The organism is Solibacillus sp. FSL W7-1472 (assembly GCF_037969775.1).
Taxonomy (GTDB): Bacteria; Bacillota; Bacilli; order Bacillales_A; family Planococcaceae; genus Solibacillus; species Solibacillus silvestris.
On the sequence record NZ_CP150208.1, the window covers coordinates 1,035,922 to 1,059,927 of the forward strand.

The 24,006-nt window shown below is 39.2% G+C and carries 27 protein-coding genes; all 27 read left to right on the top strand.

Going from position 1 to position 24,006, the window contains the following annotated elements; translation table 11 throughout:
• The first annotated feature begins 25 nt into the window (after window positions 1–25).
• On the top strand, window positions 26–1,021 hold the full coding sequence (gene fliM, locus MKY07_RS04965) for a flagellar motor switch protein FliM (protein WP_008403275.1): 996 nt from the start codon (window positions 26–28) through the stop codon (window positions 1,019–1,021).
• A complete protein-coding gene (gene fliY / locus MKY07_RS04970) occupies window positions 1,014–2,282 on the top strand; it encodes a flagellar motor switch phosphatase FliY (protein ID WP_339263979.1) in 1,269 nt (422 codons plus the stop codon). Before fliM ends, fliY begins: the two co-directional genes overlap by 8 nt.
• Window positions 2,283–2,304: 22 nt before the next feature.
• Window positions 2,305–2,667: a response regulator gene (locus tag MKY07_RS04975; protein WP_008403273.1), complete on the top strand. Its 363-nt coding sequence runs from the start codon at window positions 2,305–2,307 to the stop codon at window positions 2,665–2,667.
• Between the two features lie 4 nt (window positions 2,668–2,671).
• Complete coding sequence (locus MKY07_RS04980) at window positions 2,672–3,355, top strand: flagellar biosynthetic protein FliO (RefSeq protein ID WP_339263980.1); 684 nt, start codon at window positions 2,672–2,674, stop codon at window positions 3,353–3,355.
• Window positions 3,352–4,017: a flagellar type III secretion system pore protein FliP gene (fliP, locus tag MKY07_RS04985; protein WP_339263981.1), complete on the top strand. Its 666-nt coding sequence runs from the start codon at window positions 3,352–3,354 to the stop codon at window positions 4,015–4,017. The genes MKY07_RS04980 and fliP overlap by 4 nt, the downstream gene beginning before the upstream one ends.
• 13 nt (window positions 4,018–4,030) lie before the next feature.
• Window positions 4,031–4,300: a flagellar biosynthesis protein FliQ gene (gene fliQ, locus MKY07_RS04990; protein WP_008403270.1), complete on the top strand. Its 270-nt coding sequence runs from the start codon at window positions 4,031–4,033 to the stop codon at window positions 4,298–4,300.
• Window positions 4,301–4,304: 4 nt separating this feature from the next.
• Window positions 4,305–5,081, top strand: a complete 777-nt coding sequence (fliR, locus tag MKY07_RS04995; RefSeq protein WP_339263982.1) for a flagellar biosynthetic protein FliR — start codon at window positions 4,305–4,307, stop codon at window positions 5,079–5,081.
• A 1-nt stretch (window position 5,082) separates the two neighbouring features.
• A complete protein-coding gene (gene flhB, locus MKY07_RS05000) occupies window positions 5,083–6,177 on the top strand; it encodes a flagellar biosynthesis protein FlhB (protein ID WP_339263983.1) in 1,095 nt (364 codons plus the stop codon).
• 23 nt (window positions 6,178–6,200) lie between these two features.
• Window positions 6,201–8,234 (top strand): flagellar biosynthesis protein FlhA, encoded by a 2,034-nt coding sequence (gene flhA, locus MKY07_RS05005; RefSeq protein ID WP_339263984.1) that lies wholly within the window; start codon window positions 6,201–6,203, stop codon window positions 8,232–8,234.
• Window positions 8,231–9,421: a flagellar biosynthesis protein FlhF gene (flhF, locus tag MKY07_RS05010; RefSeq protein WP_339263985.1), complete on the top strand. Its 1,191-nt coding sequence runs from the start codon at window positions 8,231–8,233 to the stop codon at window positions 9,419–9,421. Before flhA ends, flhF begins: the two co-directional genes overlap by 4 nt.
• Window positions 9,405–10,283 carry a MinD/ParA family protein gene (locus tag MKY07_RS05015; RefSeq protein WP_065216413.1) on the top strand — a complete coding sequence of 293 codons (879 nt, stop codon included), beginning with the start codon at window positions 9,405–9,407 and terminating at the stop codon, window positions 10,281–10,283. Before flhF ends, MKY07_RS05015 begins: the two co-directional genes overlap by 17 nt.
• Window positions 10,284–11,423, top strand: a complete 1,140-nt coding sequence (locus MKY07_RS05020; protein ID WP_065216412.1) for a chemotaxis response regulator protein-glutamate methylesterase — start codon at window positions 10,284–10,286, stop codon at window positions 11,421–11,423.
• A gap of 17 nt (window positions 11,424–11,440) precedes the next feature.
• On the top strand, window positions 11,441–13,534 hold the full coding sequence (locus tag MKY07_RS05025) for a chemotaxis protein CheA (RefSeq protein WP_339263986.1): 2,094 nt from the start codon (window positions 11,441–11,443) through the stop codon (window positions 13,532–13,534).
• 20 nt (window positions 13,535–13,554) lie between these two features.
• The gene (locus MKY07_RS05030) at window positions 13,555–14,001 is read left to right on the top strand and encodes a chemotaxis protein CheW (protein ID WP_008403261.1); all 447 of its coding nucleotides are present in this window, start codon (window positions 13,555–13,557) and stop codon (window positions 13,999–14,001) included.
• Window positions 14,002–14,065: 64 nt separating this feature from the next.
• A complete protein-coding gene (locus MKY07_RS05035; RefSeq protein WP_087615397.1) occupies window positions 14,066–14,704 on the top strand; it encodes a chemotaxis protein CheC in 639 nt (212 codons plus the stop codon).
• A complete protein-coding gene (locus MKY07_RS05040) occupies window positions 14,701–15,204 on the top strand; it encodes a chemotaxis protein CheD (RefSeq protein WP_008403259.1) in 504 nt (167 codons plus the stop codon). Before MKY07_RS05035 ends, MKY07_RS05040 begins: the two co-directional genes overlap by 4 nt.
• On the top strand, window positions 15,204–15,575 hold the full coding sequence (locus tag MKY07_RS05045) for a multidrug transporter (protein WP_339263987.1): 372 nt from the start codon (window positions 15,204–15,206) through the stop codon (window positions 15,573–15,575). Before MKY07_RS05040 ends, MKY07_RS05045 begins: the two co-directional genes overlap by 1 nt.
• A 141-nt stretch (window positions 15,576–15,716) precedes the next feature.
• Entirely contained in the window at window positions 15,717–16,487 is a 771-nt protein-coding gene (locus tag MKY07_RS05050; RefSeq protein ID WP_008403257.1) for a FliA/WhiG family RNA polymerase sigma factor, read from the top strand.
• A gap of 12 nt (window positions 16,488–16,499) precedes the next feature.
• On the top strand, window positions 16,500–16,811 hold the full coding sequence (locus MKY07_RS05055) for an RNA polymerase subunit sigma (RefSeq protein ID WP_339263988.1): 312 nt from the start codon (window positions 16,500–16,502) through the stop codon (window positions 16,809–16,811).
• Window positions 16,812–16,822: 11 nt separating this feature from the next.
• Entirely contained in the window at window positions 16,823–17,374 is a 552-nt protein-coding gene (locus MKY07_RS05060) for a hypothetical protein (RefSeq protein WP_087615394.1), read from the top strand.
• A gap of 159 nt (window positions 17,375–17,533) precedes the next feature.
• Entirely contained in the window at window positions 17,534–18,256 is a 723-nt protein-coding gene (gene rpsB / locus MKY07_RS05065; protein ID WP_008403254.1) for a 30S ribosomal protein S2, read from the top strand.
• 158 nt (window positions 18,257–18,414) lie between these two features.
• Entirely contained in the window at window positions 18,415–19,299 is an 885-nt protein-coding gene (tsf, locus tag MKY07_RS05070) for a translation elongation factor Ts (protein ID WP_008403253.1), read from the top strand.
• A 162-nt stretch (window positions 19,300–19,461) separates the two neighbouring features.
• The gene (pyrH, locus tag MKY07_RS05075; RefSeq protein ID WP_008403251.1) at window positions 19,462–20,187 is read left to right on the top strand and encodes a UMP kinase; all 726 of its coding nucleotides are present in this window, start codon (window positions 19,462–19,464) and stop codon (window positions 20,185–20,187) included.
• Window positions 20,187–20,744, top strand: a complete 558-nt coding sequence (gene frr, locus MKY07_RS05080) for a ribosome recycling factor (protein ID WP_008403249.1) — start codon at window positions 20,187–20,189, stop codon at window positions 20,742–20,744. The genes pyrH and frr overlap by 1 nt, the downstream gene beginning before the upstream one ends.
• A gap of 489 nt (window positions 20,745–21,233) precedes the next feature.
• Window positions 21,234–22,028 (top strand): isoprenyl transferase, encoded by a 795-nt coding sequence (locus tag MKY07_RS05085; RefSeq protein WP_065216407.1) that lies wholly within the window; start codon window positions 21,234–21,236, stop codon window positions 22,026–22,028.
• Window positions 22,025–22,822: a phosphatidate cytidylyltransferase gene (locus tag MKY07_RS05090; protein ID WP_008403246.1), complete on the top strand. Its 798-nt coding sequence runs from the start codon at window positions 22,025–22,027 to the stop codon at window positions 22,820–22,822. The genes MKY07_RS05085 and MKY07_RS05090 overlap by 4 nt, the downstream gene beginning before the upstream one ends.
• Before the next feature lie 22 nt (window positions 22,823–22,844).
• Window positions 22,845–23,990, top strand: coding sequence for a 1-deoxy-D-xylulose-5-phosphate reductoisomerase (gene dxr, locus MKY07_RS05095; protein ID WP_339263989.1), 1,146 nt, complete (start codon window positions 22,845–22,847; stop codon window positions 23,988–23,990).
• Window positions 23,991–24,006: the final 16 nt, after the last annotated feature.

The window sequence follows — 24,006 nt, forward strand, 5'->3', positions numbered from 1 at the left end:
TAATTTTTGAAATGGAGGTGGGCAAATGGCAGGAGATATAATGTCGCAATCCGAAATCGATGCGCTCTTATCAGCGATATCGACCGGAGAGATGTCTGCAGAAGACATTAAAAAAGAAGATGAGACACGAAAAGTAAAAGTATATGACTTTAAGCGGGCTCTGCGCTTCTCAAAAGACCAAATCCGAAGTTTGACCCGTATACATGAAAACTTTGCGCGACTGTTAACAACTTTCTTTTCTGCACAGTTAAGAAGCTATGTCCAAATTACAGTTGCATCTGTTGACCAAATTCCGTTTGAAGAATTTGTTCGTTCCATCCCAAACATGACATTGATCAATGTATTTGAGGTTCCGCCTTTGGATGGCAATATTTTAATGGAGATTAACCCGAACATCGCCTATTCGATGCTAGACCGCTTGATGGGCGGAGCAGGGGGAAGTCATAGCAATGTTGATAATTTAACTGAAATCGAAACGAAAATCATGACGAATTTATTCGAGCGTTCTTTTGATAATTTGCGTGAAGCATGGGAAAACGTTGCGGAAATCGATCCGATGCTTGTGGAATTGGAAGTAAATCCACAGTTTTTACAGATGATTTCGCCAAATGAGACCGTTGTTGTCATTTCATTTAATACAATCATCGGAGATACGACAGGGATGATCAATATTTGTATCCCGCATGTTGTATTAGAGCCGATCGTTCCAAATTTATCTGTTCGCTACTGGATGCAGACGAATACGAAGGAAATTTCACCGGAACAAACGAAAATGCTTGAAACTCGTGTGAAACAAGCTAAATTACCCGTAATTGCAGAGTTAGGAACGACGGATATTACGATTGAAGATTTCCTGACAATGGCTGTAGGTGATGTCATTCCGTTAAATCAAAAAATTGAAAATCCGTTAACACTAAAAGTCGGCAGTTTACCGAAATTTACTGTTCAGCCAGGGAAATTGAATAATAAAATGGCTGTTCAAATTATCGACCCTTTGAAAGGAGGAGACGAAGATGAGTGATGAAATGCTCTCCCAAGAAGAAATTGAGGCTCTATTAAGGGGCGAAACGCTGGAGGATTTTTCTGCAAATACAGCAAATCCGCAAGAAGAAATTAAAGTTGAGGATCACTTAACTCCAATAGAAATTGATGCATTAGGTGAGGTAGGGAATATCTCATTCGGCAGTTCAGCAACTGCATTATCTGCATTGTTAGGTCAAAAAGTTGAAATTACAACGCCAAGTATCTCTATGATTAACCGTAATCGCTTGGAACAGGAATTCCCACATCCATATGTTGCTGTACAAGTAGAGTATACAACTGGACTTTCAGGAATGAATCTGCTCGTAATAAAACAATCGGATGCTGCCATTATTGCAGATTTAATGCTAGGCGGCGATGGAATAAATCCAAGACCTGAATTAAGTGAAATCCAGTTAAGTGCTGTTCAAGAAGCAATGAATCAGATGATGGGTTCAGCTGCGACTTCCATGTCAACAGTATTTAACCAAAAGGTTGATATTTCACCACCGACAATTGATCTACTGAATATTTCACAAAATGAAGGTACAGACAACATTCCTGATGATGAATTATTAGTAAAAATTTCATTCAGATTGCGTATCGGTGAATTGATCGATTCGAATTTAATGCAATTATTACCTTTAAAGTTTAGTAAAAAAATAGTAAAGTCATTAATGGGAGAAACTGACGAACCCCTTACTGCCGCAACAACAACTGTGGAGCCTTCGCCAGTCCAGCCGACACAACAGCAGCCAATGCAGCAGGCACAACAACCGACTGCACAGCAACCGATGTTTGAACAACCTGTTCAGCAGCCAATGAATGAGCAGCCAGTACAACAGCCGGTCTATCAGCAGCCAATATATGAGCAACCGGTGCAACAGCAACCTGTATATGAACAGCCGGTTTATCAGCAGCCTGCTTATCCAGCACCACCGGCAAATGTACAGCAAGCTCAATTTGCGAGCTTCGAGTCGGCAAATATTACACAGTCAGAAGCACGCAATTTAAATATGCTGCTTGATATTCCATTGCAAGTAACAGTTGAGCTGGGACGGACTAAACGTTCTGTAAAAGAAATACTGGAACTTTCGAGCGGATCGATTATTGAATTGGATAAGCTTGCAGGTGAACCTGTTGATATTTTAGTAAACAGTCGGTTAATTGCCAAAGGTGAAGTTGTAGTAATTGATGAGAACTTCGGTGTTCGCATCACAGATATTTTAAGTCAGGCAGATCGCTTGAACAATATTAGATAGTTTTAATTGGAGGAATTAGATTATGTCTAAAAGGATTTTAATTGTGGACGATGCAGCTTTCATGCGCATGATGATCAAAGATATTTTAACGAAAAATGGTTTTGAAGTAGTAGGGGAAGCAGCTGACGGAATTCAAGCGGTTGAAAAGTACAATGAATTACGTCCGGATTTAGTAACGATGGATATTACAATGCCTGAAATGGATGGTATTGCAGCATTAAAAGAAATTAAAGGCACGGATCCAAGCGCGGTAGTTATTATGTGTTCAGCAATGGGCCAACAAGCTATGGTAATCGATGCGATTCAAGCAGGTGCAAAAGACTTTATCGTAAAGCCTTTCCAAGCAGATCGCGTAATCGAAGCGATTCAAAAAGCTTTAGGTTGATGTGATGAAAGCAAAAAAATCATTTCGATTTTGGCTCGCTGTTGGAATTGTATGGATGACGGCATTATTTACACCAAACTCAAATGGAACTTTTGCGATGGTAAGTAACGTATACGAAAACTGTAATGAAAACCTTGAAGTATGTTCAGAAGAAAAAATTTCAGATGAAAATACTCCGGATGCCGACACAGAACAAACTGACTCGGCATCCGTTAGTATTGGATTTTGGGATTATCTTAAAGTTTTAATAGCACTTGTCTTCGTCATAGGGCTATTATTGTTCATTTTAAAGTATTTAAACAAGCGTAACTTCAACTATCAACAAAATGCCGTAATTAAGAATATCGGTGGCATGTCTGTAGGACAGCAAAAGTCTGTACAATTATTGTTAATTGGAAAACGAGTTTATGTAGTGGGTGTCGGCGATAACATTCAGCTTCTGAAGGAAATTGATTCCGAGGAAGAAATCGACCATTTACTGAATCAAATCGAAACTAAACAGAGCATGGTGAATACTTCACCTTATATAGCACAATTATTTAATAAGTTTTCACAAAAAAAACGCCCTCAAGATATTTCGGAAAGCCCTAAATTCAATGATTTGTTCAATGAAAAAATCGGGAAAATCAAGCAACAACGAAGTGATGAGCTGGAGCGTTGGAAAGAACAGGAGCGTGATGATCGATGAACGACATTCTTTCCGTGTTTTCTGAAAGTGATCCCGGAAATGTATCCACATCGGTTACGCTGTTATTCCTGTTAACCGTTCTATCTTTAGCACCGAGTCTATTAATCTTAATGACTTCTTTTGCGCGTATTGTCATCGTTTTGTCGTTTACTAGGACAGCCCTTGCGACGAACCAAATGCCGCCTAACCAGGTAATTATCGGGTTGGCATTGTTTTTAACATTCTTTATTATGGCGCCGACTTTCCAACAAGTAAATGAGCAGGCATTACAACCGCTTTTTGATGAAGAAATTAATTTGGAAGAGGCGTATGATCGGGCGACGATTCCGTTTAAACAATTTATGGCTCAGCATACAAGGCAAAAGGATTTAGAGCTTTTTATCGAATATAATCAGGCGGAGTATCCGGATTCCATCGAGGAAATTCCGATGACACTGTTAGTACCCGCATTTGCGTTAAGTGAAATTAAAACAGCTTTTCAAATGGGTTTTATGATCTTCATTCCGTTTTTAGTTATTGATATGGTGGTCGCAAGCACACTGATGTCAATGGGGATGATGATGCTGCCTCCAGTAATGATTTCACTGCCATTTAAAATCTTATTATTTGTACTCGTCGATGGTTGGTATTTAGTGATGAAATCTTTACTTCAAAGTTTTTAGGGGATGATATAAAGTGACACAGGAAATGGTCATTGCAATTGCAGAAAATGCAGTATTCACGATATTGATAGTTTCGGGACCTTTACTATTAATCGCGCTTATCAGTGGTTTAATAGTCAGTATATTTCAGGCAACAACTTCCATTCAAGAACAAACATTGGCGTTCGTACCTAAAATCGTAGCGGTTTTAGTGGCGATTATTTTTTTTGGCCCGTTTATGATCAGCAAGATGACGGACTACTTTCACGATATTTTAAATAACCTAGTTCGGTATATTGGGTGAGTAAATGACGGAATTATTACCGAATTTATCAATATTGCTATTAATTTTAGTACGTGTTTCTGCATTTTTCGTCTCCGTCCCTTTATTTTCATATCGTACAATACCACCGCAAGTGCGTATTATATTGGCTGTCGCTTTAGCTTGGATGATGTACTATACGTTTAATATCGAGCCGTTTAAAATTAATGCGTTTTACTTGCTGCTCGTTTTAAAAGAGGCAATTATCGGGCTCATGCTAGGATTGGCCGCGATGATTATCGTTTCCGCTGTTCAAATAGCAGGCGGATTTATCGATTTCCAGATGGGTTTTGCGATGGCGAATATTATCGATCCGCAAACAGGTGCCCAGTCTCCGTTGATGGGGCAGTTTTTAAACTTTTTAATGCTTTTATTATTGCTGTCAATAAATGGTCATCATCTTATTTTAGATGGTATTTATTATAGTTATCAATTTATGCCGATGGATCAGTTTTTCCCGAATTTCGGTGAAGAAGGAACCGCATTGTTTATTATTAAAATATTTGTTTCTGTTTTTGCCATAGCATTTCAAATGTCAGCTCCAATAGTTGCAACATTATTTTTAGTAACATTAGCGTTAGGAATTACAGGGAAAACGGTACCGCAAATGAATATATTTGTAATCGGATTCCCGATCAAAATTGCAGTAGGGTTTCTTGTATTGATTGTGACAATGGGTGTATTAGTGGGGGTTATGAAGGAGCTAATTGAATTTATGATTATTTCTTTACGTGACTTAATGGTTATTTTAGGTGGTGGCTAACATGGAAAGAAAGCTATTAATTAACGTTGACCTTCAGTTTTTTGCAGGTGAAAAAACGGAAAAAGCAACACCGAAAAAGCGGCAGGATTCACGAAAAAAAGGACAAGTATTAAAAAGTCAGGACGTCACAGCTGCCGTATTACTGCTATTGTCATTTTTCTTTTTACTTTTCTTCGCACCATTCATGTACGAAGGAATGAAAGATTTTTTATTACAAGCACTTAACCGCAATATGTTAATTGAAACGCTGAACGCTGAAACCGTAATGGATATGTATGTTGAGTCCATTAAAGAGATGGCAATTATCGTTCTGCCGATTATGGTCATTGCCATTATTGCAGGTATTGGAGCTAACTTTTTTCAGTTTGGCTTACTTTTTACAACAGAAACATTAAAAATAGATTTGAAAAAAATGGATCCGATTAAAGGGATCAAAAAGATTATTTCTGTACGTGCAATCGTCAATTTAATTAAATCATTATTGAAAGTAACGTTAATCGGAACCGTGACAACCGTTGTCATAATTATATATCTGGAAGATGTATTGTCGCTTGCTTTACATAGCCCGGCAGAAATTTTGGCCACTGTAGCATATATGTCGGCAATTATGGGAATTGCCGCGTCGATTATGCTCGTTTTCATTGCATTGTTTGACTATTTATATGAACGGCATGAATATGAGAAACAATTGAAAATGTCGAAACAGGATGTTAAAGATGAGCATAAAAATGCAGAAGGTGACCCGTTGATCAAGTCGAAAATTAAACAGCGTCAACGTGAAATGGCGATGCGCAGAATGATGCAGGAAGTACCTGCTGCAGATGTTGTCATTACAAACCCGACCCATTTTGCGATTGCTTTAAAATACGACGAAGATATGATGGATGCGCCGAAAGTTGTAGCAAAAGGGACCGATTTTGTCGCACAGAAAATAAAACTTATTGCAAAAGAACATGATGTCATTATGGTAGAAAATCGTCCGCTTGCCCGTGCGATGTATGACCAGGTTGAAATCGGCCAGGCTGTACCGGAAGAGTTTTTCAAAGCTGTTGCCGAAGTTCTTGCATATGTATACCGAATCAAACGCAAAATTTGACATAGATTTCAGGAGGGACAACAATGCAAATACGCGACTTAGGGGTTTTAGCTGCAGTGATTATGGTTGTAGCGATGCTCATTATCCCTCTTCCACATTGGCTACTCAGTTTTTTAATTATTATTAATATTACATTGGCACTACTCGTATTATTAACTTCGATGAATATGAAGGAAGCGCTCGATTTCTCGATTTTCCCTACTGTTATTCTATTATTAACACTGTTCCGTCTGGCATTGTCCGTATCGACAACACGTGCCATTTTAGCGGAAGGTGACGCAGGTAAAGTAGTAGAGACATTTGGTAATTTCGTTACAGGCGGTAATATTTTAGTAGGTTTAGTTATTTTCTTATTACTAGTTATTATCCAGTTCATCGTAATTACAAAGGGTTCGGAGCGTGTTGCAGAAGTTGCTGCACGTTTCACATTGGATGCGATGCCGGGTAAGCAAATGAGTATCGATGCGGATTTAAACGCCGGAATGATTTCGGAAAAAGAAGCGCGGGAACGCCGTGAAAAAGTATCCGGCGAAGCGGACTTTTACGGAGCAATGGATGGTGCAACGAAATTCGTAAAAGGGGATGCCATTGCCTCGATTATTATGGTTGGTATTAACTTACTGTTCGGTATGATCATCGGTATGATTCAGATGGAGCTAAGCTTTGCTGAAGCAGCATCTAAATATTCGATGCTGACAGTCGGTGATGGACTAGTATCGCAAATCCCAGCCTTATTAATTTCTACTGCGACAGGGATTGTTGTAACACGTGCTGCTTCAAAAGGAAATCTTGGTTCAGACATTACAGCACAGTTATTTGCACAATCCAAGCTATTGTATGTAGCTGCAGGTACAATTCTCCTGCTCGGATTATTTACACCGATTCCAGACTGGATTACGATTCCGATTGCAACCGCATTAGCGGTTGGCGCATTCTTAATGGACCGTAAAAAGGAAGAAACACCGGAAGAAATTATGGAATTCGAAGAGGAAGTTGCCTCTGATACGATGAAAAGTCCGGAAAATGTTATTAATCTATTAAATGTTGATCCGATAGAATTCGAATTTGGCTACGGATTAATTCCTTTAGTAGATGCAGCACAGGGCGGGGATTTACTGGACCGCGTTGTTATGATCCGTCGTCAGCTTGCATTGGAGCTTGGGATTGTCATACCGATTGTACGTATCCGTGACAATATTCAGCTGCAGCCAAATGAGTACCGGATTAAAATAAAGGGAAATGAAATGGCAAGAGGTGAATTGTTACTGGATCATTATTTGGCAATGAGTCCGGGGGATGATAATTCAATTGATGGTATTGATACAATCGAGCCATCATTCGGCCTGCCTGCAAAATGGATTACAGAAGCAGTAAAAGAGGATGCGGAAATGTTCGGCTATACAGTTGTTGATCCGCCAAGTGTTGTTTCTACACATTTAACCGAAATTATCCGTGCAAATGCCCACGATCTGCTCGGCCGTCAAGAGACGAAGCAATTGATCGATCATTTACGCGAAACACATGCCATTTTAGTGGACGATTTAATTCCGACACCATTATCAATAGGGGAAGTACAAAAAGTATTGGCAAAATTATTGCGTGAAAATGTTTCGATACGGAATTTGCCGATTATTTTCGAAACATTAGCAGATTATGCAAAGCTTACTAGTGATCCCGATATTTTAACAGAGTATGTGAGACAGGCATTGGCTAGACAAATTACATCTCAATTTATTAACGGTCAACAAGCGCTAAAAGTTATTACAGTGTCTGCAAAAGTCGAAAAACTTGTAGCTGACAGCATTCAGCAAACAGACCATGGCAACTATTTAGCGATGGATCCGCAGCAGTCGCAATTCGTATTGGAAGCTATTGCGAAAGAAGTGGAGCGTGTTTCCTATACGGAACAGTCGCCAATTATTTTATGTTCGCCGGGTGTGCGTCTGTACATAAGACAACTGACAGAACGTTATTTCCCGCAAGTCCCGATTCTTTCGTATAACGAATTGGATGCAGCCGTTGAAATTCAAAGTGTAGGGGTGGTGAATGTTGAATGAAGATGAAAAAATACAATGCACCTTCCATTGCTGAAGCAATGAAACAAATTCGCGCTGATCTAGGGGAAGATGCAGTTATTCTGAATTCGAAAGTCGTCGTGACGAAAAAGTTTTTCGGATTAGTAAAAAATAAAAGCTATGAAGTCGTGGCAGGATATGACGCGTTGGAAAAGAAACCTTCATTACCGTCTTTTGAAGACCTTCCGACATTTGCACCGCAATTGAAAGAGGAAGGAATCAGCGAAGCAGCATCGTCTGTGGAACAACATACAAAAGTTCCGCAAAACGGTGCTGCTGGCTTACCTGAAAACTTGATCAAAGAAATTGCTGATTTAAAATCGATGATGCAATCGATGCAACGTATGTCTACACAGTCTCAATATCCTGATGAACTCTTATCATTTATCGACTTTCTACGTGAGCAGGAACTTGGAGAGGAGCTTATCACAAAAATCAGTGATGAGCTTTTTATGTATTATAACGAGCATGGCAAACAAATGACATGGAACGAAATGCAGGAAGTTGCCAAAGATTATTTAAGAAAAGAATTGTATGACTTGCCGATTAGCGGAATTTCATATGAGAAAAAATATATTAACGTGCTAGGTCCAACCGGTGTTGGGAAAACGACTACGATTGCGAAAATGGCTGCACGCGCTGTACTTGAAAAGAAAAAGAAAATCGGTTTTATAACAACAGACACTTATCGTATAGCTGCGATTGAACAATTGAAAACGTATGCTGCATTGCTGCAGGCCCCGGTTGAAGTTGTCTATAATCCAACAGATTATGCAGAGGCGCTTCAAAAGTTTGACCATCTGGATTTAATTTTTATTGATACAGCCGGTAGAAACTACAAAGAAGCGAAATATGTAGATGATTTAAAGTCATTGATACAATTTAGTGAACAAGTAGAATCTTACTTAGTTTTATCGTTAACGTCTAAGCAAAAAGACTTAGAATCAATTATTGAACAATTTGCGAACTTGCATATTGGAAAATTTATCTTTACGAAGCTTGATGAAACAAATTCTATTGGCACTATGTTTAATTTAATGATTAAATATAATAAAGGACTAGCTTATTATACAAATGGTCAAGAAGTACCAGAAGATATCGAACAACCTAATAGTGATAATTTACTAGAACTTTTCTTCAAGGAGAACTCCGATGAAAGATCAAGCTGAAAAACTACGTCAGAAGATGCTTGAAAGTGAACATAAGCCAGGGCGATCAATTGCAGTTGTTAGTGGAAAAGGTGGAGTTGGTAAAAGTAATTTCACGACAAACTTCGCTACCCTATTATCTAAAAAGGGGAAAAAAGTAGCTATATTAGATATGGATATTGGCATGGGTAATGTACACATTCTCATAGGAAGCTCCGTGAAATACAGTTTAAAAGATTACCTGGATGGTCAAGTGCCGCTGGAAGATGTTCTTTGCGAAACAAAGGAAGGGGTAAGCTATATTTCCGGCGGTACCGGTATGTCGTCGTTAATGGAATGGTCTCCTGATGTTTTTGCACGTTTAATCACGGCTTTTGAAACATTGCAGAAAAATTATGATTTTGTCTTATTTGATATGGGAGCCGGTGTTGTGGATTGGTCACTCGATCTATTAACATCCATAGAAGAAATTATCGTTATTTCTACCGCGGAACCGACATCCATTATGGATGCCTATTCTATGATGAAATTTATCCATCTAAAAGACCCGATGAAGAAATTTTATCTATTATGCAATCGAGCATTTACCATCGAGGAAGGGCAAGATACGACACAGCGCCTGAAAACAGTGATGCAACGTTTTTTGGAAAAGGAAGTATCGATTTTAGGATCGCTGCCGGAAGACCCTGTTGTGCGTCAAGCGGTACGTCAGCAAGCCTTATTTGCATTGCTCTATCCTGATGCCCCTGTCACAAAAACAATGGATAAAATTGTAGAGCAATTTTTAACAACGCAGGCAGTAATGAAAGAAGTACATGCAACAAATGAGTCGATGAAATTTATATCAAAATTAAAAAGCATCTTTTCGAGAGGGCGTGAGTAAATGAGCAACTTACAGAAAACAAAACTGCTAGTTGTTGATGATTCCGCCTTTATGCGGAAGCTAATAAGCGATTTTTTTTCGGATCATCTGCATATTGAGGTCATCGGGGCGGCCCGTAATGGGAAAGACGCCATAAAAAAAATTGAGCAGCTTAAACCCGATGTCGTGACAATGGATGTGGAAATGCCGGAAATGAATGGGATGGAAGCGTTAAAAGAAATCATGCAAAAGTACCCATTGCCTGTCATCATGCTTTCAAGTACGACAAAGCGCGGTGCAGAGAATACATTAATGGCAATGGAGTACGGAGCAGTCGATTTCGTTGCAAAACCAAGCGGTTCCATTTCATTGGATTTACATAAAATTAAAGATGAACTTGTACGAAAAGTGGAAGAGGCATCTAAAGTAACGGTTTCAAAACTGAGAAAACCATACGAAAAATCGACTGTTGTAAGTAGAACAATCCGTCAACCTCTTCATAATGAAGAATCAAAACTAAAAAGCATGACTAAACCAACCATCAAAATTGATGTACCGACCCAAAAGACGGAGTGGAGCAAAACTTCGAAGAAAATCATTTTAATCGGAACTTCAACAGGTGGTCCAAGAGCTTTACAGGAAGTTATTACAAAAATTCCCGCAAATGTGGATGCACCGATCTTAATCGTGCAGCATATGCCTGCCGGATTTACAAAATCATTGGCAGCCAGACTTGATCAATTAAGTGAAATTCATGTAAAAGAAGCAGAACAAGGCGACCTATTGCAAAAGGGAACGGCCTATATTGCCCCTGGTGGCTATCATCTTAAATTAAGAAAAGTCGGATCGGCATTTGCTGTAGTCCTCGATAATCAGGAACCGCCAAGAGCGGGACATCGCCCGTCTGTAGACGTCTTGTTTGAAGATGTCAGTCAGTATTCGGAATTCGATAAAATTGCCGTCATTATGACCGGAATGGGCTATGACGGATCAAAAGGACTTGTCTCGCTCAAAAAAACAGGGAATGTCACGGCTATTGCCGAGTCAGCAGAAACATGTATCGTATATGGAATGCCAAAAGCTGCCGTGGAAACGCAGCTTGTAGATGAAGTGGCGGATGTTGATGATATTGCCAGAACAATTATGAAATATATGCCTTAAAAAGGGGTGCCCTCTAAATGGAATTAAATCAATATTTAGAAATGTTCATTGAAGAAAGTAAAGAACATTTACAAGCATGCAGTGAACACTTATTGGAACTTGAAAAAAATCCGGAAGATTTAACGATTGTCGGAGAGATTTTCCGCTCGGCACATACTTTAAAAGGTATGGCAGCAACAATGGGCTTTGAAGATTTAGCTGATTTAACACATAAAATGGAAAATATATTAGATGCGATCCGCAACAGTAAAATTAAAGTGAACGCAGAAATTTTAGATGTCGTTTTCGAATCAGTCGACCATTTAGAAGAAATGGTATTTGACATTGCTGATGGCGGCGACGGTAAACGCAATGTGCAGGCAACAGTGGAAAAGCTAAAGCGCATTGAAGCAGGCGAACCTGCAACTACCGATACAGAAGAAACAATGGCAGAACAGGAAGTTGCTGCTGCAGTAGTAGCAACTGAGCTTGAACAGCCAGCCCAAGGATTGGAATTAAAATTGTCCTATGATGATTTTGAAAAAACAGTCATTCTGCAATCATCTGAACAAGATTTCAATGCATTTGAAATTACAGTATTTTTGCGTGAAGACTGTTTATTAAAAGCGGCTCGTGTGTTCATGGTATTCGAAATACTGGAGAAAAATGGAGATGTCATTAAATCTTCGCCGACAGTAGATAAATTAGAAGAAGAACAGTTTGATAGTGAATTCCACGTTGCCTTTATTTCAAAAGAGTCAGCTGAAGATTTGCAAAAGATGCTCATGAAAGTATCAGAGGTCGATCGTGTAGTTGTCAATAAAATCAGCCGAGATGTATTTGTTACAAAAACTACGGCCATCGAAGTACCTGTAGAAGAAGTACAATCACAGCCAGCAGTAGAGGAAACTGTAACTGCCGTGTCTGAAGAACAGCCAAAAACAGCAGCTGTTAAAAACAATAGTAAATCGGGTCATGCATCGAGTAAAACGATCCGCGTAAATATTGAACGCCTAGACATATTGATGAACTTGTTTGAAGAACTTGCGATTGATCGCGGCCGTCTTTTAACAATTGCCGGTGACGTGAATCACGGTGAACTGAATGAAACAGTTGAACGTATGAGCCGTACAATGGGTGACCTGCAAAATATCGTCTTAACGATGCGCATGGTTCCTGTAGACACAGTATTTAACCGTTTCCCGAAAATGGTACGTCAATTATCGCGTGATTTAAATAAAAAAATCGAACTTAATATTGTCGGTGCAGAAACAGAGCTTGACCGCACAGTAATTGATGAAATTGGAGATCCGTTGGTTCATCTGATCCGCAACTCAGTTGACCATGGAATCGAAAGTCCGGAAGTACGCCGTGCAAAAGGCAAACCGGAAGAAGGAACGGTGGAACTTCGTGCTTATCATAGCGGGAACTATGTATTCATCGAGATTGAAGATGATGGGGCAGGAATCAACCGAGAAAAAGTATTGGCAAAAGCGTTGTCTAAAGGGATTGTTACACATGAACAGTCATTAACGATGACAGACAAGCAGATTAACGAGCTAATTATGGCATCTGGTTTCTCAACAGCGGACGTCATTTCGGATGTATCAGGCCGTGGTGTCGGTTTGGATGTTGTTAAAACAACGATTGAATCATTAGGCGGGAATATTTCGATTGAATCAACTCAAAATGTCGGTTCAGTTTTCTCGATCCAATTACCGCTGACACTGTCAATTATTTCAGTCATGCTTGTAGAAATTGAAAATGAAATTTATGCAATTCCGTTATCATCTATTATTGAAACATCGATTATCCGTCATTCAGATATTTTAAATGCCCATAATCAAAAAGTAATCGATTTCCGTGGTAAAGTTGTACCGCTTGTATTCCTGGAAGAAATTTTTGAAGTACCGCGCGCTGAACAAAAAGATGATGGCTTCCATTCAGTTGTAATTGTCCGTAAAGGCGATAAATTAGCTGGTTTAGTAGTTGATTCATTTATCGGTCAGCAGGAAATTGTGCTGAAATCATTAGGAAACTACTTAACGAACATTTTTGCGATTTCAGGTGCGACGATATTAGGAAACGGAAAAGTGGCGTTAATAGTAGACTGTAACGCACTAATGAAGTAAAAGGATAAGAGGTGTGAAGGATGACGAATGCAACAGAGCAAAAAAACTTGAAAGTAATTGTGTTTCAATTAGCAGATAAAGAATATGCCATTCCTGTTTCGCACGTAAAAGGAATCGAAAAATTAATGCATATTACACGTGTGCCAAAAACAGAACGTTATGTAAAAGGTGTCATTAATCTTCGAGGTGTTGTAACCCCTGTTATCGATTTACGTGAACGGTTTGAATTGCCGGTTTCAGGGAACGAGGAAACAACTCGAATCATTATTATTACACTGGAAACGATGGAAGTCGGTTTTATAGTAGATTCAGCAAATGATGTGTTGGATATCGATGCATCTTCCATTGAACAGCAGCCGGAAGTGGTGGGCTCATTAGAAGAAGATTTTATCGCTGGTGTCGCAAAATTGGAAAACCGCTTATTAATTTTACTTCACTTAGATAAAGTGTTAAATCCGTTCGATTGAATTCAATGAATAATTTTCCGGGTGAGCTTCGCTTGCCTGGAATCTATTAAAGTAGGGATTGAAAATGAACTTTAGTGAAAAAATCACATTGCTGCATTTAGATGTTTTAAAGGAAATCGGAAATATTGGTGCAGCACATGCGGCTACGGCATTATCGAATTTATTGGGAAAAAAGATCGATATGCGTGTACCCGACGTGAAGATGGCCTCGTTTAATGAAATGATGGAACTCGCTGGCGGCTCGGAAAATGCTGTCGTCGGTATTTATCTTCGTATAGAAGGGGATGCCCAAGGAAGCATGTTTTTCATTTTGCCAATTGAGCAGGCAAACCGATTTATTCGAAGTCTTATTCAGGATGAATCATTTGATTTTCACACACCTCCGTATTCAGAAATGGGCTTATCGGCAATGCAGGAAATGGGAAATATTTTATCCGGCTCTTATTTATCGGCCTTATCCGATTTTACAGGGCTGAAAATCTATCCGACTGTCCCTGGATTGAGTGTGGATATGTTTGGTGCGATTATTAGTATCGGCCTAATTGAACTTTCACAAGTAAGCGATACAGTCATCGTCATTAACACGTCCATATATGAAGAAGTCATGTCTGATGATGACGCGGTAAAGGGGCAGTTTTTCCTGTTACCTGAACCTGATTCATTTGAAGCGATTTTTAAAGCATTAGGAGTGCCTACGACATGATAGTTACCCATTCAAGCGAAGTGATTAAAGTAGGTATTGCACAAATGGATATCGTAAAAGTTCCTAAAACGATCCGTACTTCGGGTTTAGGTTCTTGTGTTGGTGCAGTCATTTACGACGATTCCAAAAAAGTTGCCGGTATGGTCCATGTCATGCTGCCGGATTCTAGTTTAAATCGCACGGCAACAATGAATGCCGCAAAATTTGCCGATACCGGAATTGCTGCTTTAGTTGATCTTTTAAAACAAGAAGGAGCACAACGCTTTAAGCTGAAGGCGAAAATTGCGGGTGGTGCACAAATGTTCCAATTTACAGCAGACAAAGATTCGATGAGGATTGGACCTAGAAATGTGGAAGCTGTAAAAGCGCAGTTAAAAGAACTGGGCATACCGCTCATCGCTGAAGATACGGGCGGTAACAGCGGTCGTACGATTGAGTTTAACCCTGAAACGAGCATGCTTTCAGTTCGTACCGTCAATAAAGGAGTGAGTGAAATTTAATGTTTGGTTCAATATTTTATAATTTTTGGGCAGCACTATTTTCATTCGCTGTATATTTTATCGCTGCAATTCAAAATCCGTATGCGTTGCCACTGCCGACGATTGGCACAGCTTTTGTCGTTGCTGTCATTGCATTTAGTTTAATGTTTCTTATCCGTTATTTCCTTGGGTATGTATTTTATACACCGGAATCACCTGATTTGTTACAAATAGAAGAGGAGCTTCCGGGAGCAGTTGCGAAAGAGACGGACAAAACACAGGCTGTTCCGCAAAGCGACCTTCCGGCAAAGGAAGTTGAAGATGAGAATTCGGAAGAAATTGCACAAGTCGTTCGTTCGATGCTTCAAGGCGATGAATCCCTTTCAAGGTAAAAGAGTCGTATATCCGGCTCTTTTTTATTTCGCAGAATATAAGGAAATACTGTGTCGAATTATTGGATTAAATGTATATTAAAAGGCTTTTTGGTATAATAAACATAAATATGTTACTTTTCAAAAAAGGGGTGGGTATGTTTGACAGAACAAAGGCATAGAGACGAACAATCATTATGGGTTCGTTGGACAAAGAACCGTGATCCCGAAGCAGGCGATTTATTAATAAAAAAGTTTAAACCACTCGTATCCTATCATGTACAGCGTATCGCTGTCGGGCTTCCGAAAAACATTTCCAGAGATGACTTAATGAGTCTTGGGATGATGGGGCTGTTTGATGCGTTAAATAAATTTGATATAAACCGAGATTTAAAATTTGATACGTATGCTTCATTCCGTGTTCGTGGTGCTATCCTCGATGGTTTACGAAAAGAGGACTGGCTCCCGAGATCAGCGCGTGAAAAAGCAAAAAAACTGGAATCGCAAATTGAGTCACTTGAGCAAAAGCTGATGCGACATGCGACAGCAGAAGAAGTTGCAGCACATATGAATCTGCCTGTCGAAGAAGTGTACCAAACTTTCCAGGAACATTTTTTCTCTAATGTGCTGTCCATCAATGAGCAGCTGGACCAGGAAGAATCGGAAGGTAAGTCCTTTGTTATCCGTGATGACAATACGAAAACACCGGAGCAGCATAGCGTTCATGTAGAACTGTTAGGCGATTTGGCTGAAAATATTAAAAAGCTGAATGAAAAAGAACAGCTTGTCATTAGTTTATTTTACTCGGAAGAATTAACATTAACCGAAATCGGTGAAATACTGGACCTGTCCACATCTAGAATTTCGCAAATTCACTCAAAAGCATTGTTTAAATTACGTAAATTATTGTCTTCAGAAATGATTAATACGTAAGGAGGCGGCGTTATGAGTTTAAAGGGCCTGGAATTGCAGATTGCGATTCCTAAAACATTTGAGGCAGGAAAGATGGCCGATCAGCGTCAACAAAATACAATCCTGCAGCAAATGCATGCAAATGAAGCATTGAATAGGGAACTGGAACGCAAACAATTATCCGTCAATGAAACAGAGCATCTGAACGCCCTCAAGGATGAGGAACAGGATAAGCCTTCCCAAAACGGACAAGAGCAAACTCAAGAAAACAAGAAAAATAAGGAACAGCTAGAACAAAAAGTGCAGCACCCGTTCAAAGGGAACCTTTTTGATTTTAGTGGCTAGGAGCAGTCATCATGATCGCAGTTGTAATTACCTTATTTCTCATCCAGATGATTACGATTTTTGTAATTGTTCTTTTATATAGTAAGCTTTCTAAATTTCAGAATATAGAAAAGCGCCAAAATGAACTGATTAATGAAATGGACAATGCGATTAGCGTATATTTAATGGAGATGAAAGAAGAAAACGACCGGTTAATCAGTGAACTGAAAAAACCGAATGTTGCCCAAAAGGCCGCATCAACCCGTAAAGAAGGACCGGCGCAGACTATAAAAGAACAACCGGTAAAAGAACAGGAAATGGAACCGCGCAAATTCGTACCGGTCAAGCAAGCAGCAAGTGCCTATCAAAAGCAAAAGACACAGCAGCAGGTTGAAGAAAAGGACAATGAAGCTTTAGAAAAAGCGGAAACACTTTCTGAAGACAATGAAATTCAAGAACAAAACCTGACATTTGAACAGCAAGTAATCAATCATTATCGCAACGGAAAAACAATCGAAGAAATTGCGAGAATGATGGGACGCGGAAAAACGGAAATTGAGCTCCTCGTAAAGTTTCATGCGTAAAGTAGTTGCACTTGAAAGTCCATTATGATATAGTTACAAGCGGTGTTAACAATACACACGTATTTTGATGTAGTAAGTGGTGCTCGTAAGTCTACGGGTAGCTTGTTGCAGATGAAAAATACGGAGGAAAAAAACCAAACATATTAGGAGGAAACACTCATGTCAGTAATTTCAATGAAACAATTACTAGAAGCTGGTGTACATTTCGGTCACCAAACTCGCCGTTGGAACCCAAAAATGAAGAAATATATCTTCGTAGAGCGTAACGGTATTTACATTATCGATTTACAAAAAACGGTTAAAAAATTAGAAGAAGCATACGATTTCATGCGTCAAGTTGGTCAAGACGGTGGTAAAGTTTTATTCGTAGGTACGAAAAAACAAGCACAAGAAGCGATCAAAGAAGAAGCTGAACGTTCAGGTAACTACTACATCAACCAACGTTGGTTAGGTGGTACTTTAACAAACTTCGGTACTATTCAAAAACGTGTAAAACGTATGAAAGATATCGAAAAAATGGAAGAAGACGGTACTTTTGCTGTACTTCCTAAAAAAGAAGTAATCCAACTTAAAAAAGAGCACGAGCGCTTAGTTAAATTCTTAGGCGGTATCCGTGATATGAAAGCTATTCCGGACGTAATGTTCGTTGTAGACCCTCGTAAAGAGCGTATCGCAGTTGCAGAAGCAATCAAATTAAACATCCCTCTAGTTGGTATCGTAGACACTAACTGTGATCCAGATGAAATTGATTACGTAATCCCTGCAAACGACGATGCTATCCGCGCGGTTAAATTATTAACTGCTAAAATGGCTGACGCTTTATTAGAAGCTAAACAAGGTGAAGAAGAAGCTCCAGCAGTAGAAGAAGCTACAGCTGAGTAATTCACTGTTAGAAAAGGTGATAAGTGGATGAACCCCTTATCACCTTTTTTTGAGAAATGAATTTGAAAATGTATGAATCGTTGAAAAATCGCGATTTATCGCTTAAAGTATGAAATAGTGTAAATAAATTTTTCATTATATTTAGGAGGAAACTCAACATGGCAAACATTACTGCACAATTAGTAAAAGAATTACGCGAAAAAACAGGCGCAGGTATGATGGACTGTAAAAAAGCTTTAGTATCTACAGAAGGTGACATCGATGCTGCAATCGATTTCCTACGTGAAAAAGGTTTAGCTGCTGCTGGCAAAAAAGCTGACCGTATCGCTGCTGAAGGTACAACTTACATTTTAGAAAACGGTAATGAAGCGATTCTTTTAGAAGTAAACGCTGAAACAGACTTCGTTGCGAAAAACGACAAGTTCCAAGTTTTAGTTGCTTCTTTAGCAGAGCAATTATTAGCTGCTAAGCCAGAATCAGTAGAAGCTGCTTTAGAATTAGAAAAAGACGGCGTGAAAATCGTTGACCAAATTTCTACAGCTACAGCTACAATCGGTGAAAAAATCTCATTACGTCGTTTCGAAATCAAAACAAAAACTGATGCAGATGCATTCGGTTCTTACTTACACATGGGCGGACGCATTGGTGTATTAGTAGTTCTTGAAGGTTCTACTGACGCTGCTGCTGCAAAAGATATCGCTATGCATATCGCTGCAATCAACCCAACTTACATTTCTCGTGACGAAGTTTCTACTGACGAAGTTGAACGTGAGCGCAAAGTATTAACTGAGCAAGCGTTAAACGAAGGTAAACCAGAAAACATCGTAGCGAAAATGGTAGAAGGCCGTCTTGGTAAATATTTCGAAGACGTATGTTTATTAGACCAAGCTTTCGTTAAAAACTCAGATCAAAAAGTACGTGACTTCGTAAACTCATTAGGTGCTACTGTAACAAGCTTCACTCGTTATGGTGTTGGTGAAGGTATCGAAAAACGTGAAGATAACTTCGCTGAAGAAGTAATGAGCCAAGTTAAAGGTAACTAATTAAATTACAACTTAAATTAACATTAATTTAAGCAAACAGTAGGGAGCACCATTTGCGTGTTCCCTATTTTTAAAGAAATCTATTTTGAATGAAGCGAAGTACGATACATAAAAAATTCGCGTCGTATTTCCTTTTAAATAAATGAGTAACGGAGGTCTACTATGGGTGTGTCAGAGTACAAACGAGTAGTTATTAAACTTAGCGGGGAAGCATTAGCTGGAGAATTAGGCTTCGGTTTCTCACCGGATGTTATTAAATCGATCGCTGGAGAAATTAAAGAAGTTATCGACTTAGGTGTAGAGGTCGCATTAGTTGTCGGCGGAGGCAACATTTGGCGCGGCAAAATCGGCGCTGAAATGGGAATGGAACGTGCCAATGCAGATTATATGGGTATGTTAGGAACAGTGATGAATGCACTGGCATTACAAGACTCGCTGGAAAATCTGGGTGTTCCTACACGTGTTCAATCATCGATCGTTATGACACAAGTGGCAGAGCCATATATTCGACGTAAAGCAGTTCGTCATTTGGAAAAAGCACGTGTCGTAATCTTTGCTGCGGGAACAGGTAACCCATACTTCTCGACAGATACGACAGCCGCTTTACGTGCCGCAGAAATTAATGCAGATGCAATTTTAATGGCGAAAAACAATGTGGATGGCGTTTATTCTGCAGATCCAAAATTAGATTCTGAAGCAGTTAAGTATGACACACTTACGTATTTAGACGTTATTCAACAAGGTTTGCAAGTAATGGATTCTACAGCTTCAACATTATGTATGGATAATGATATTAAGCTTGTCGTTTTCAACTTATCAGAACCAGGTAATATTAAACGTGCCGCATTAGGCGAAAAAATTGGAACAGTTGTTAGGAGAGATGCGTAATGACACAACAAGTATTAAATCAAGCACAAGAAAAAATGACAAAATCTATTAATGCTTTCTCACGTGAATTAGCTTCAATTCGCGCAGGTGTAGCAAATGCTTCACTATTGGATCGTATTACGGTGGACTACTATGGTTCTCCAACACCAATCAACCAAATGGCAGGTATCTCTGTACCGGAAGCACGCCTTTTAGTAATCCAGCCTTATGATAAATCAATTTTAGGCGAAATCGAAAAAGCGATTATGCGTTCAGACATCGGAATCACTCCGACAAATGACGGGAATGTTATTCGTTTAGCAGTACCGGCATTAACGGAAGAGCGCCGTAAAGAATTAGTTAAACAGGTGAAAAAAGAGTCGGAAGAAGCGAAAGTTGCTGTACGTAACGTGCGCCGCGATGCTAACGATGACCTGAAAAAATTAGAAAAGAACGGTGAAATCACAGAAGACGAACTACGCGGCTTCAACGATGACATCCAAAAGCTAACAGACAACTCAATTGTTAAAATCGAGGAGTTAGTGAAAGAAAAAGAAAAAGAAATTTTAACAGTTTAATTTTAAGTATATTTTATAAAACAGGTTCATTGGAATAGGGGAGGCGACGAGATTTCGCCTTCTCATTCATCAAGTCATTGCTTCTGCGGTGGCCGCAATGGATATCAACACAAATGTTCATAAGATAATACTTAATTTTCAATAATATTGTTTCGCGCTGGTGGATTACATTAGCGCGAAATCTTTTTCTGGCGATGTATGAACTTTACATGGATTAAAACGTCCTGCTAATAAGGACGTTTTTTTTACAATAATAGATAAATTTAAAAATTGTTAGGGAAATATAGCTGTAGCAAAAAAACATGCACATGAACCCGTTCCCCCTAATTGAAAGTATAAATTGTGGAAAAAATACATATGAAAGATTAAAAGAAGCACAATTATTCTTTAAGATACTAAAGAAGTTCATTATATAAAAAGGACAGGCTAACCCTTTTTTGATATGATAAAAAGGAAGCAGTCCGATATGTGCAGTTGGGGGTATTAACTATGTTTAAAAAACTTTTTGGGAAAAATACAAATAAAGAACAGTCATTCAGTAGTGAAAATGTGGACTTAGTTAAGGGCGAGGAAATCCCTACCCATATTGCAATTATTATGGACGGAAATGGACGCTGGGCGAAAAAGCGTTCAATGCCAAGGGTCGCAGGTCATCATGAAGGAATGAAAACCATTCGAAAGATAACACGTTGCGCTTGTGATTTAGGAGTACAAGTATTGACGCTCTACGCATTTTCAACAGAAAACTGGAAGCGTCCTAAATCAGAAGTGGAATTTTTAATGCGTTTACCAGAGCAATTTTTAAATTCCTTTTTGCCGGAGCTAATGGAGCGAAATATTAAAGTGGAAATGATAGGTGTAATGGATTCATTGCCGGACTATACGCAATCCGCTTTAAAAAAGGCGATGGAAGCTACTGCTGGGAATACGGGACTGGTCTTAAATTTTGCGATGAATTACGGTGGGCGTGCTGAAATTGTAATGGCGATGCAACAGCTTCTAAAAGAGGTAGAAGCAGGAAGTCTTACAATTGATGAATTAAATGAACAACATATTTCCCAGTATGTAATGACGGCTCATTTACCTGAACCCGATTTATTAATTCGCACGAGTGGTGAAGTGCGCATAAGTAACTTTATGCTATGGCAGCTTGCCTATACGGAGTTTTGGTTCACTGATACGCATTGGCCTGATTTTGACGAAGCATGCTTAAAAGAGGCAATCTCCGTGTATCAAAACCGTAACCGCCGTTATGGAGGGCTGAAAGGAGAAGGAACAAGTTGAAACAACGCATCATTACCGGAGTAATTGCTGCAGCATTATTTATTCCATTCGTAATTTATGGAGGAACGCCATTTGCGATTTTAATGAGTATTATCGCAGTCATTGGTTTCTATGAATTGCTGAAAATGAAAGGAATTTCAATTGCATCTGTTCCAGGTATTATTGGTACACTTGCATTAATAGTATTGGTTGTACCAAATGAATGGTCATTGAATATCGTTGAATTTTTTCAATATGATTCAATTTTGATGATTGTGTATGGAATTACGGCACTGTTATTGATTTATATTGTTCTTGTAAAAAATAAAATGACTTTTGATGAAATTGGTTTTATATTGTTAGGGGCATTTTATGTCGGCCTTGGATTCCATTATTTTATCGAAACACGTTTTATCGGTCTAGAATTTGTCGTCTTTGTATTGTTAGTCGTGTGGACAACAGATTCCGGCGCCTATTTTGTTGGGCGTAAATTAGGGAAAAATAAATTATGGCCGGAAATTTCGCCGAAGAAAACAGTGGAAGGTTTTGTGGGCGGGATTGTGATTGCCGTTATTTTCGCAATTGCTATGCAGCTCATCTATCCTTTTGCCTCAAGCTGGCTGCAATTAATCGTTGTGACAATTATCGCATCAATTATAGGTCAAATGGGTGATTTGGTCGAATCGGCTATTAAACGTCATTATGATGTAAAAGATTCAGGCAATATTCTGCCAGGACACGGCGGCATATTGGACCGCTTTGACAGTTTACTATTTGTCGTACCATTACTGCATTTTTTACATTTCTTTTCCTAGGACATAGAAGGGACGTATCATTGTGAAAAAAATTAGTTTATTAGGTGCAACAGGTTCCATCGGATGGCAAACCTTTGATATTTTACTTGCATATCCGAATGAATTTAAGCTTGTTGCATTTTCAGCCGGACAAAATATTGAAAAGTCCCGCGAAATCATAAAAAAACTGCAACCAGAATTAGTTTCAATGCAAACAGAGGAAGCGGCAGGCACTTTACAAAAAGAGTTTCCGCATATTTCCTTTACATATGGTGAAAAAGGATTGGTCGAAGTAGCGACACATCCGGATTCGACAGTGCTTATTAATGCGGTATTAGGCAGCGTTGGACTGGAATCGACACTTGCTGCGATCCGCATGGGGAAAACGATTGCCATTGCAAACAAAGAAACACTTGTAACAGCAGGTCATCTTGTCATGGCTGAAGCAAAAAAATACAATGCACCGATCTTACCGGTAGACAGTGAACATTCTGCTGTTTTCCAATCGATGAACGGTGAAAACAAAAAGCGTATCGAGCGCATTGTTTTAACGGCATCAGGTGGTTCATTCAGAGATCGAACAAGAGATGAACTAGTAGGAGTAACGGTAAAAGATGCTCTGAATCATCCGAACTGGTCAATGGGAGCCAAAATTACGATTGACTCAGCAACAATGATGAATAAAGGGCTTGAAGTGATTGAGGCACATGTATTGTTTGATATGCCTTATGACAACATCGGCGTATTGCTGCACCGTGAAAGCATCATTCACTCGATGGTTGAATATGAGGATACAAGTGTCATCGCACAGCTCGGAACACCGGACATGCGTGTACCAATTCAATATGCGCTTAGCTATCCGGATCGTCTGCCGCTTGCAAATGGCCAACGTTTAAATTTGGCCCAAATTGGACAGCTTCATTTTAAGGAAGTGGATTTTGACCGTTTCCGTGCATTAAAGCTTGCTTATGATGCAGGGCGCATGGGCGGGACAATCTTAACGGCAATGAACGCAGCAAACGAAGCAGCCGTTGCATTGTTTTTACAAGAAAAAATTACTTTTTTAGAAATTGAAGAATGTATTGAGCGTATTATGAATAGTCATAACAATATCGCTTTGCCAGATTTAGCAACTATTTTACATGTAGACAGTGAAACGAGAAAAACAGTCGCAAGCATGGTAAAATAGGAAAGTGTGAAAAACG

What these genes read in the sequence shown, in the direction of transcription:
- tsf (WP_008403253.1), top strand. Translation starts at nt 18,415, where the DNA reads ATGGCAAACATTACTGCACAATTAGTAAAAGAATTACGCGAAAAAACA.
- MKY07_RS04980 (WP_339263980.1), top strand. Translation starts at nt 2,672, where the DNA reads ATGAAAGCAAAAAAATCATTTCGATTTTGGCTCGCTGTTGGAATTGTA.
- frr (WP_008403249.1), top strand. Translation starts at nt 20,187, where the DNA reads ATGACACAACAAGTATTAAATCAAGCACAAGAAAAAATGACAAAATCT.
- MKY07_RS05020 (WP_065216412.1), top strand. Translation starts at nt 10,284, where the DNA reads ATGAGCAACTTACAGAAAACAAAACTGCTAGTTGTTGATGATTCCGCC.
- MKY07_RS05085 (WP_065216407.1), top strand. Translation starts at nt 21,234, where the DNA reads ATGTTTAAAAAACTTTTTGGGAAAAATACAAATAAAGAACAGTCATTC.
- flhA (WP_339263984.1), top strand. Translation starts at nt 6,201, where the DNA reads ATGCAAATACGCGACTTAGGGGTTTTAGCTGCAGTGATTATGGTTGTA.
- rpsB (WP_008403254.1), top strand. Translation starts at nt 17,534, where the DNA reads ATGTCAGTAATTTCAATGAAACAATTACTAGAAGCTGGTGTACATTTC.
- MKY07_RS05045 (WP_339263987.1), top strand. Translation starts at nt 15,204, where the DNA reads ATGTTTGGTTCAATATTTTATAATTTTTGGGCAGCACTATTTTCATTC.
- MKY07_RS05035 (WP_087615397.1), top strand. Translation starts at nt 14,066, where the DNA reads ATGAACTTTAGTGAAAAAATCACATTGCTGCATTTAGATGTTTTAAAG.
- MKY07_RS05040 (WP_008403259.1), top strand. Translation starts at nt 14,701, where the DNA reads ATGATAGTTACCCATTCAAGCGAAGTGATTAAAGTAGGTATTGCACAA.
- flhB (WP_339263983.1), top strand. Translation starts at nt 5,083, where the DNA reads ATGGAAAGAAAGCTATTAATTAACGTTGACCTTCAGTTTTTTGCAGGT.
- flhF (WP_339263985.1), top strand. Translation starts at nt 8,231, where the DNA reads ATGAAGATGAAAAAATACAATGCACCTTCCATTGCTGAAGCAATGAAA.
- fliP (WP_339263981.1), top strand. Translation starts at nt 3,352, where the DNA reads ATGAACGACATTCTTTCCGTGTTTTCTGAAAGTGATCCCGGAAATGTA.
- MKY07_RS05030 (WP_008403261.1), top strand. Translation starts at nt 13,555, where the DNA reads ATGACGAATGCAACAGAGCAAAAAAACTTGAAAGTAATTGTGTTTCAA.
- MKY07_RS05015 (WP_065216413.1), top strand. Translation starts at nt 9,405, where the DNA reads ATGAAAGATCAAGCTGAAAAACTACGTCAGAAGATGCTTGAAAGTGAA.
- MKY07_RS04975 (WP_008403273.1), top strand. Translation starts at nt 2,305, where the DNA reads ATGTCTAAAAGGATTTTAATTGTGGACGATGCAGCTTTCATGCGCATG.
- MKY07_RS05060 (WP_087615394.1), top strand. Translation starts at nt 16,823, where the DNA reads ATGATCGCAGTTGTAATTACCTTATTTCTCATCCAGATGATTACGATT.
- fliY (WP_339263979.1), top strand. Translation starts at nt 1,014, where the DNA reads ATGAGTGATGAAATGCTCTCCCAAGAAGAAATTGAGGCTCTATTAAGG.
- MKY07_RS05025 (WP_339263986.1), top strand. Translation starts at nt 11,441, where the DNA reads ATGGAATTAAATCAATATTTAGAAATGTTCATTGAAGAAAGTAAAGAA.
- fliR (WP_339263982.1), top strand. Translation starts at nt 4,305, where the DNA reads ATGACGGAATTATTACCGAATTTATCAATATTGCTATTAATTTTAGTA.
- MKY07_RS05055 (WP_339263988.1), top strand. Translation starts at nt 16,500, where the DNA reads ATGAGTTTAAAGGGCCTGGAATTGCAGATTGCGATTCCTAAAACATTT.
- fliM (WP_008403275.1), top strand. Translation starts at nt 26, where the DNA reads ATGGCAGGAGATATAATGTCGCAATCCGAAATCGATGCGCTCTTATCA.
- pyrH (WP_008403251.1), top strand. Translation starts at nt 19,462, where the DNA reads ATGGGTGTGTCAGAGTACAAACGAGTAGTTATTAAACTTAGCGGGGAA.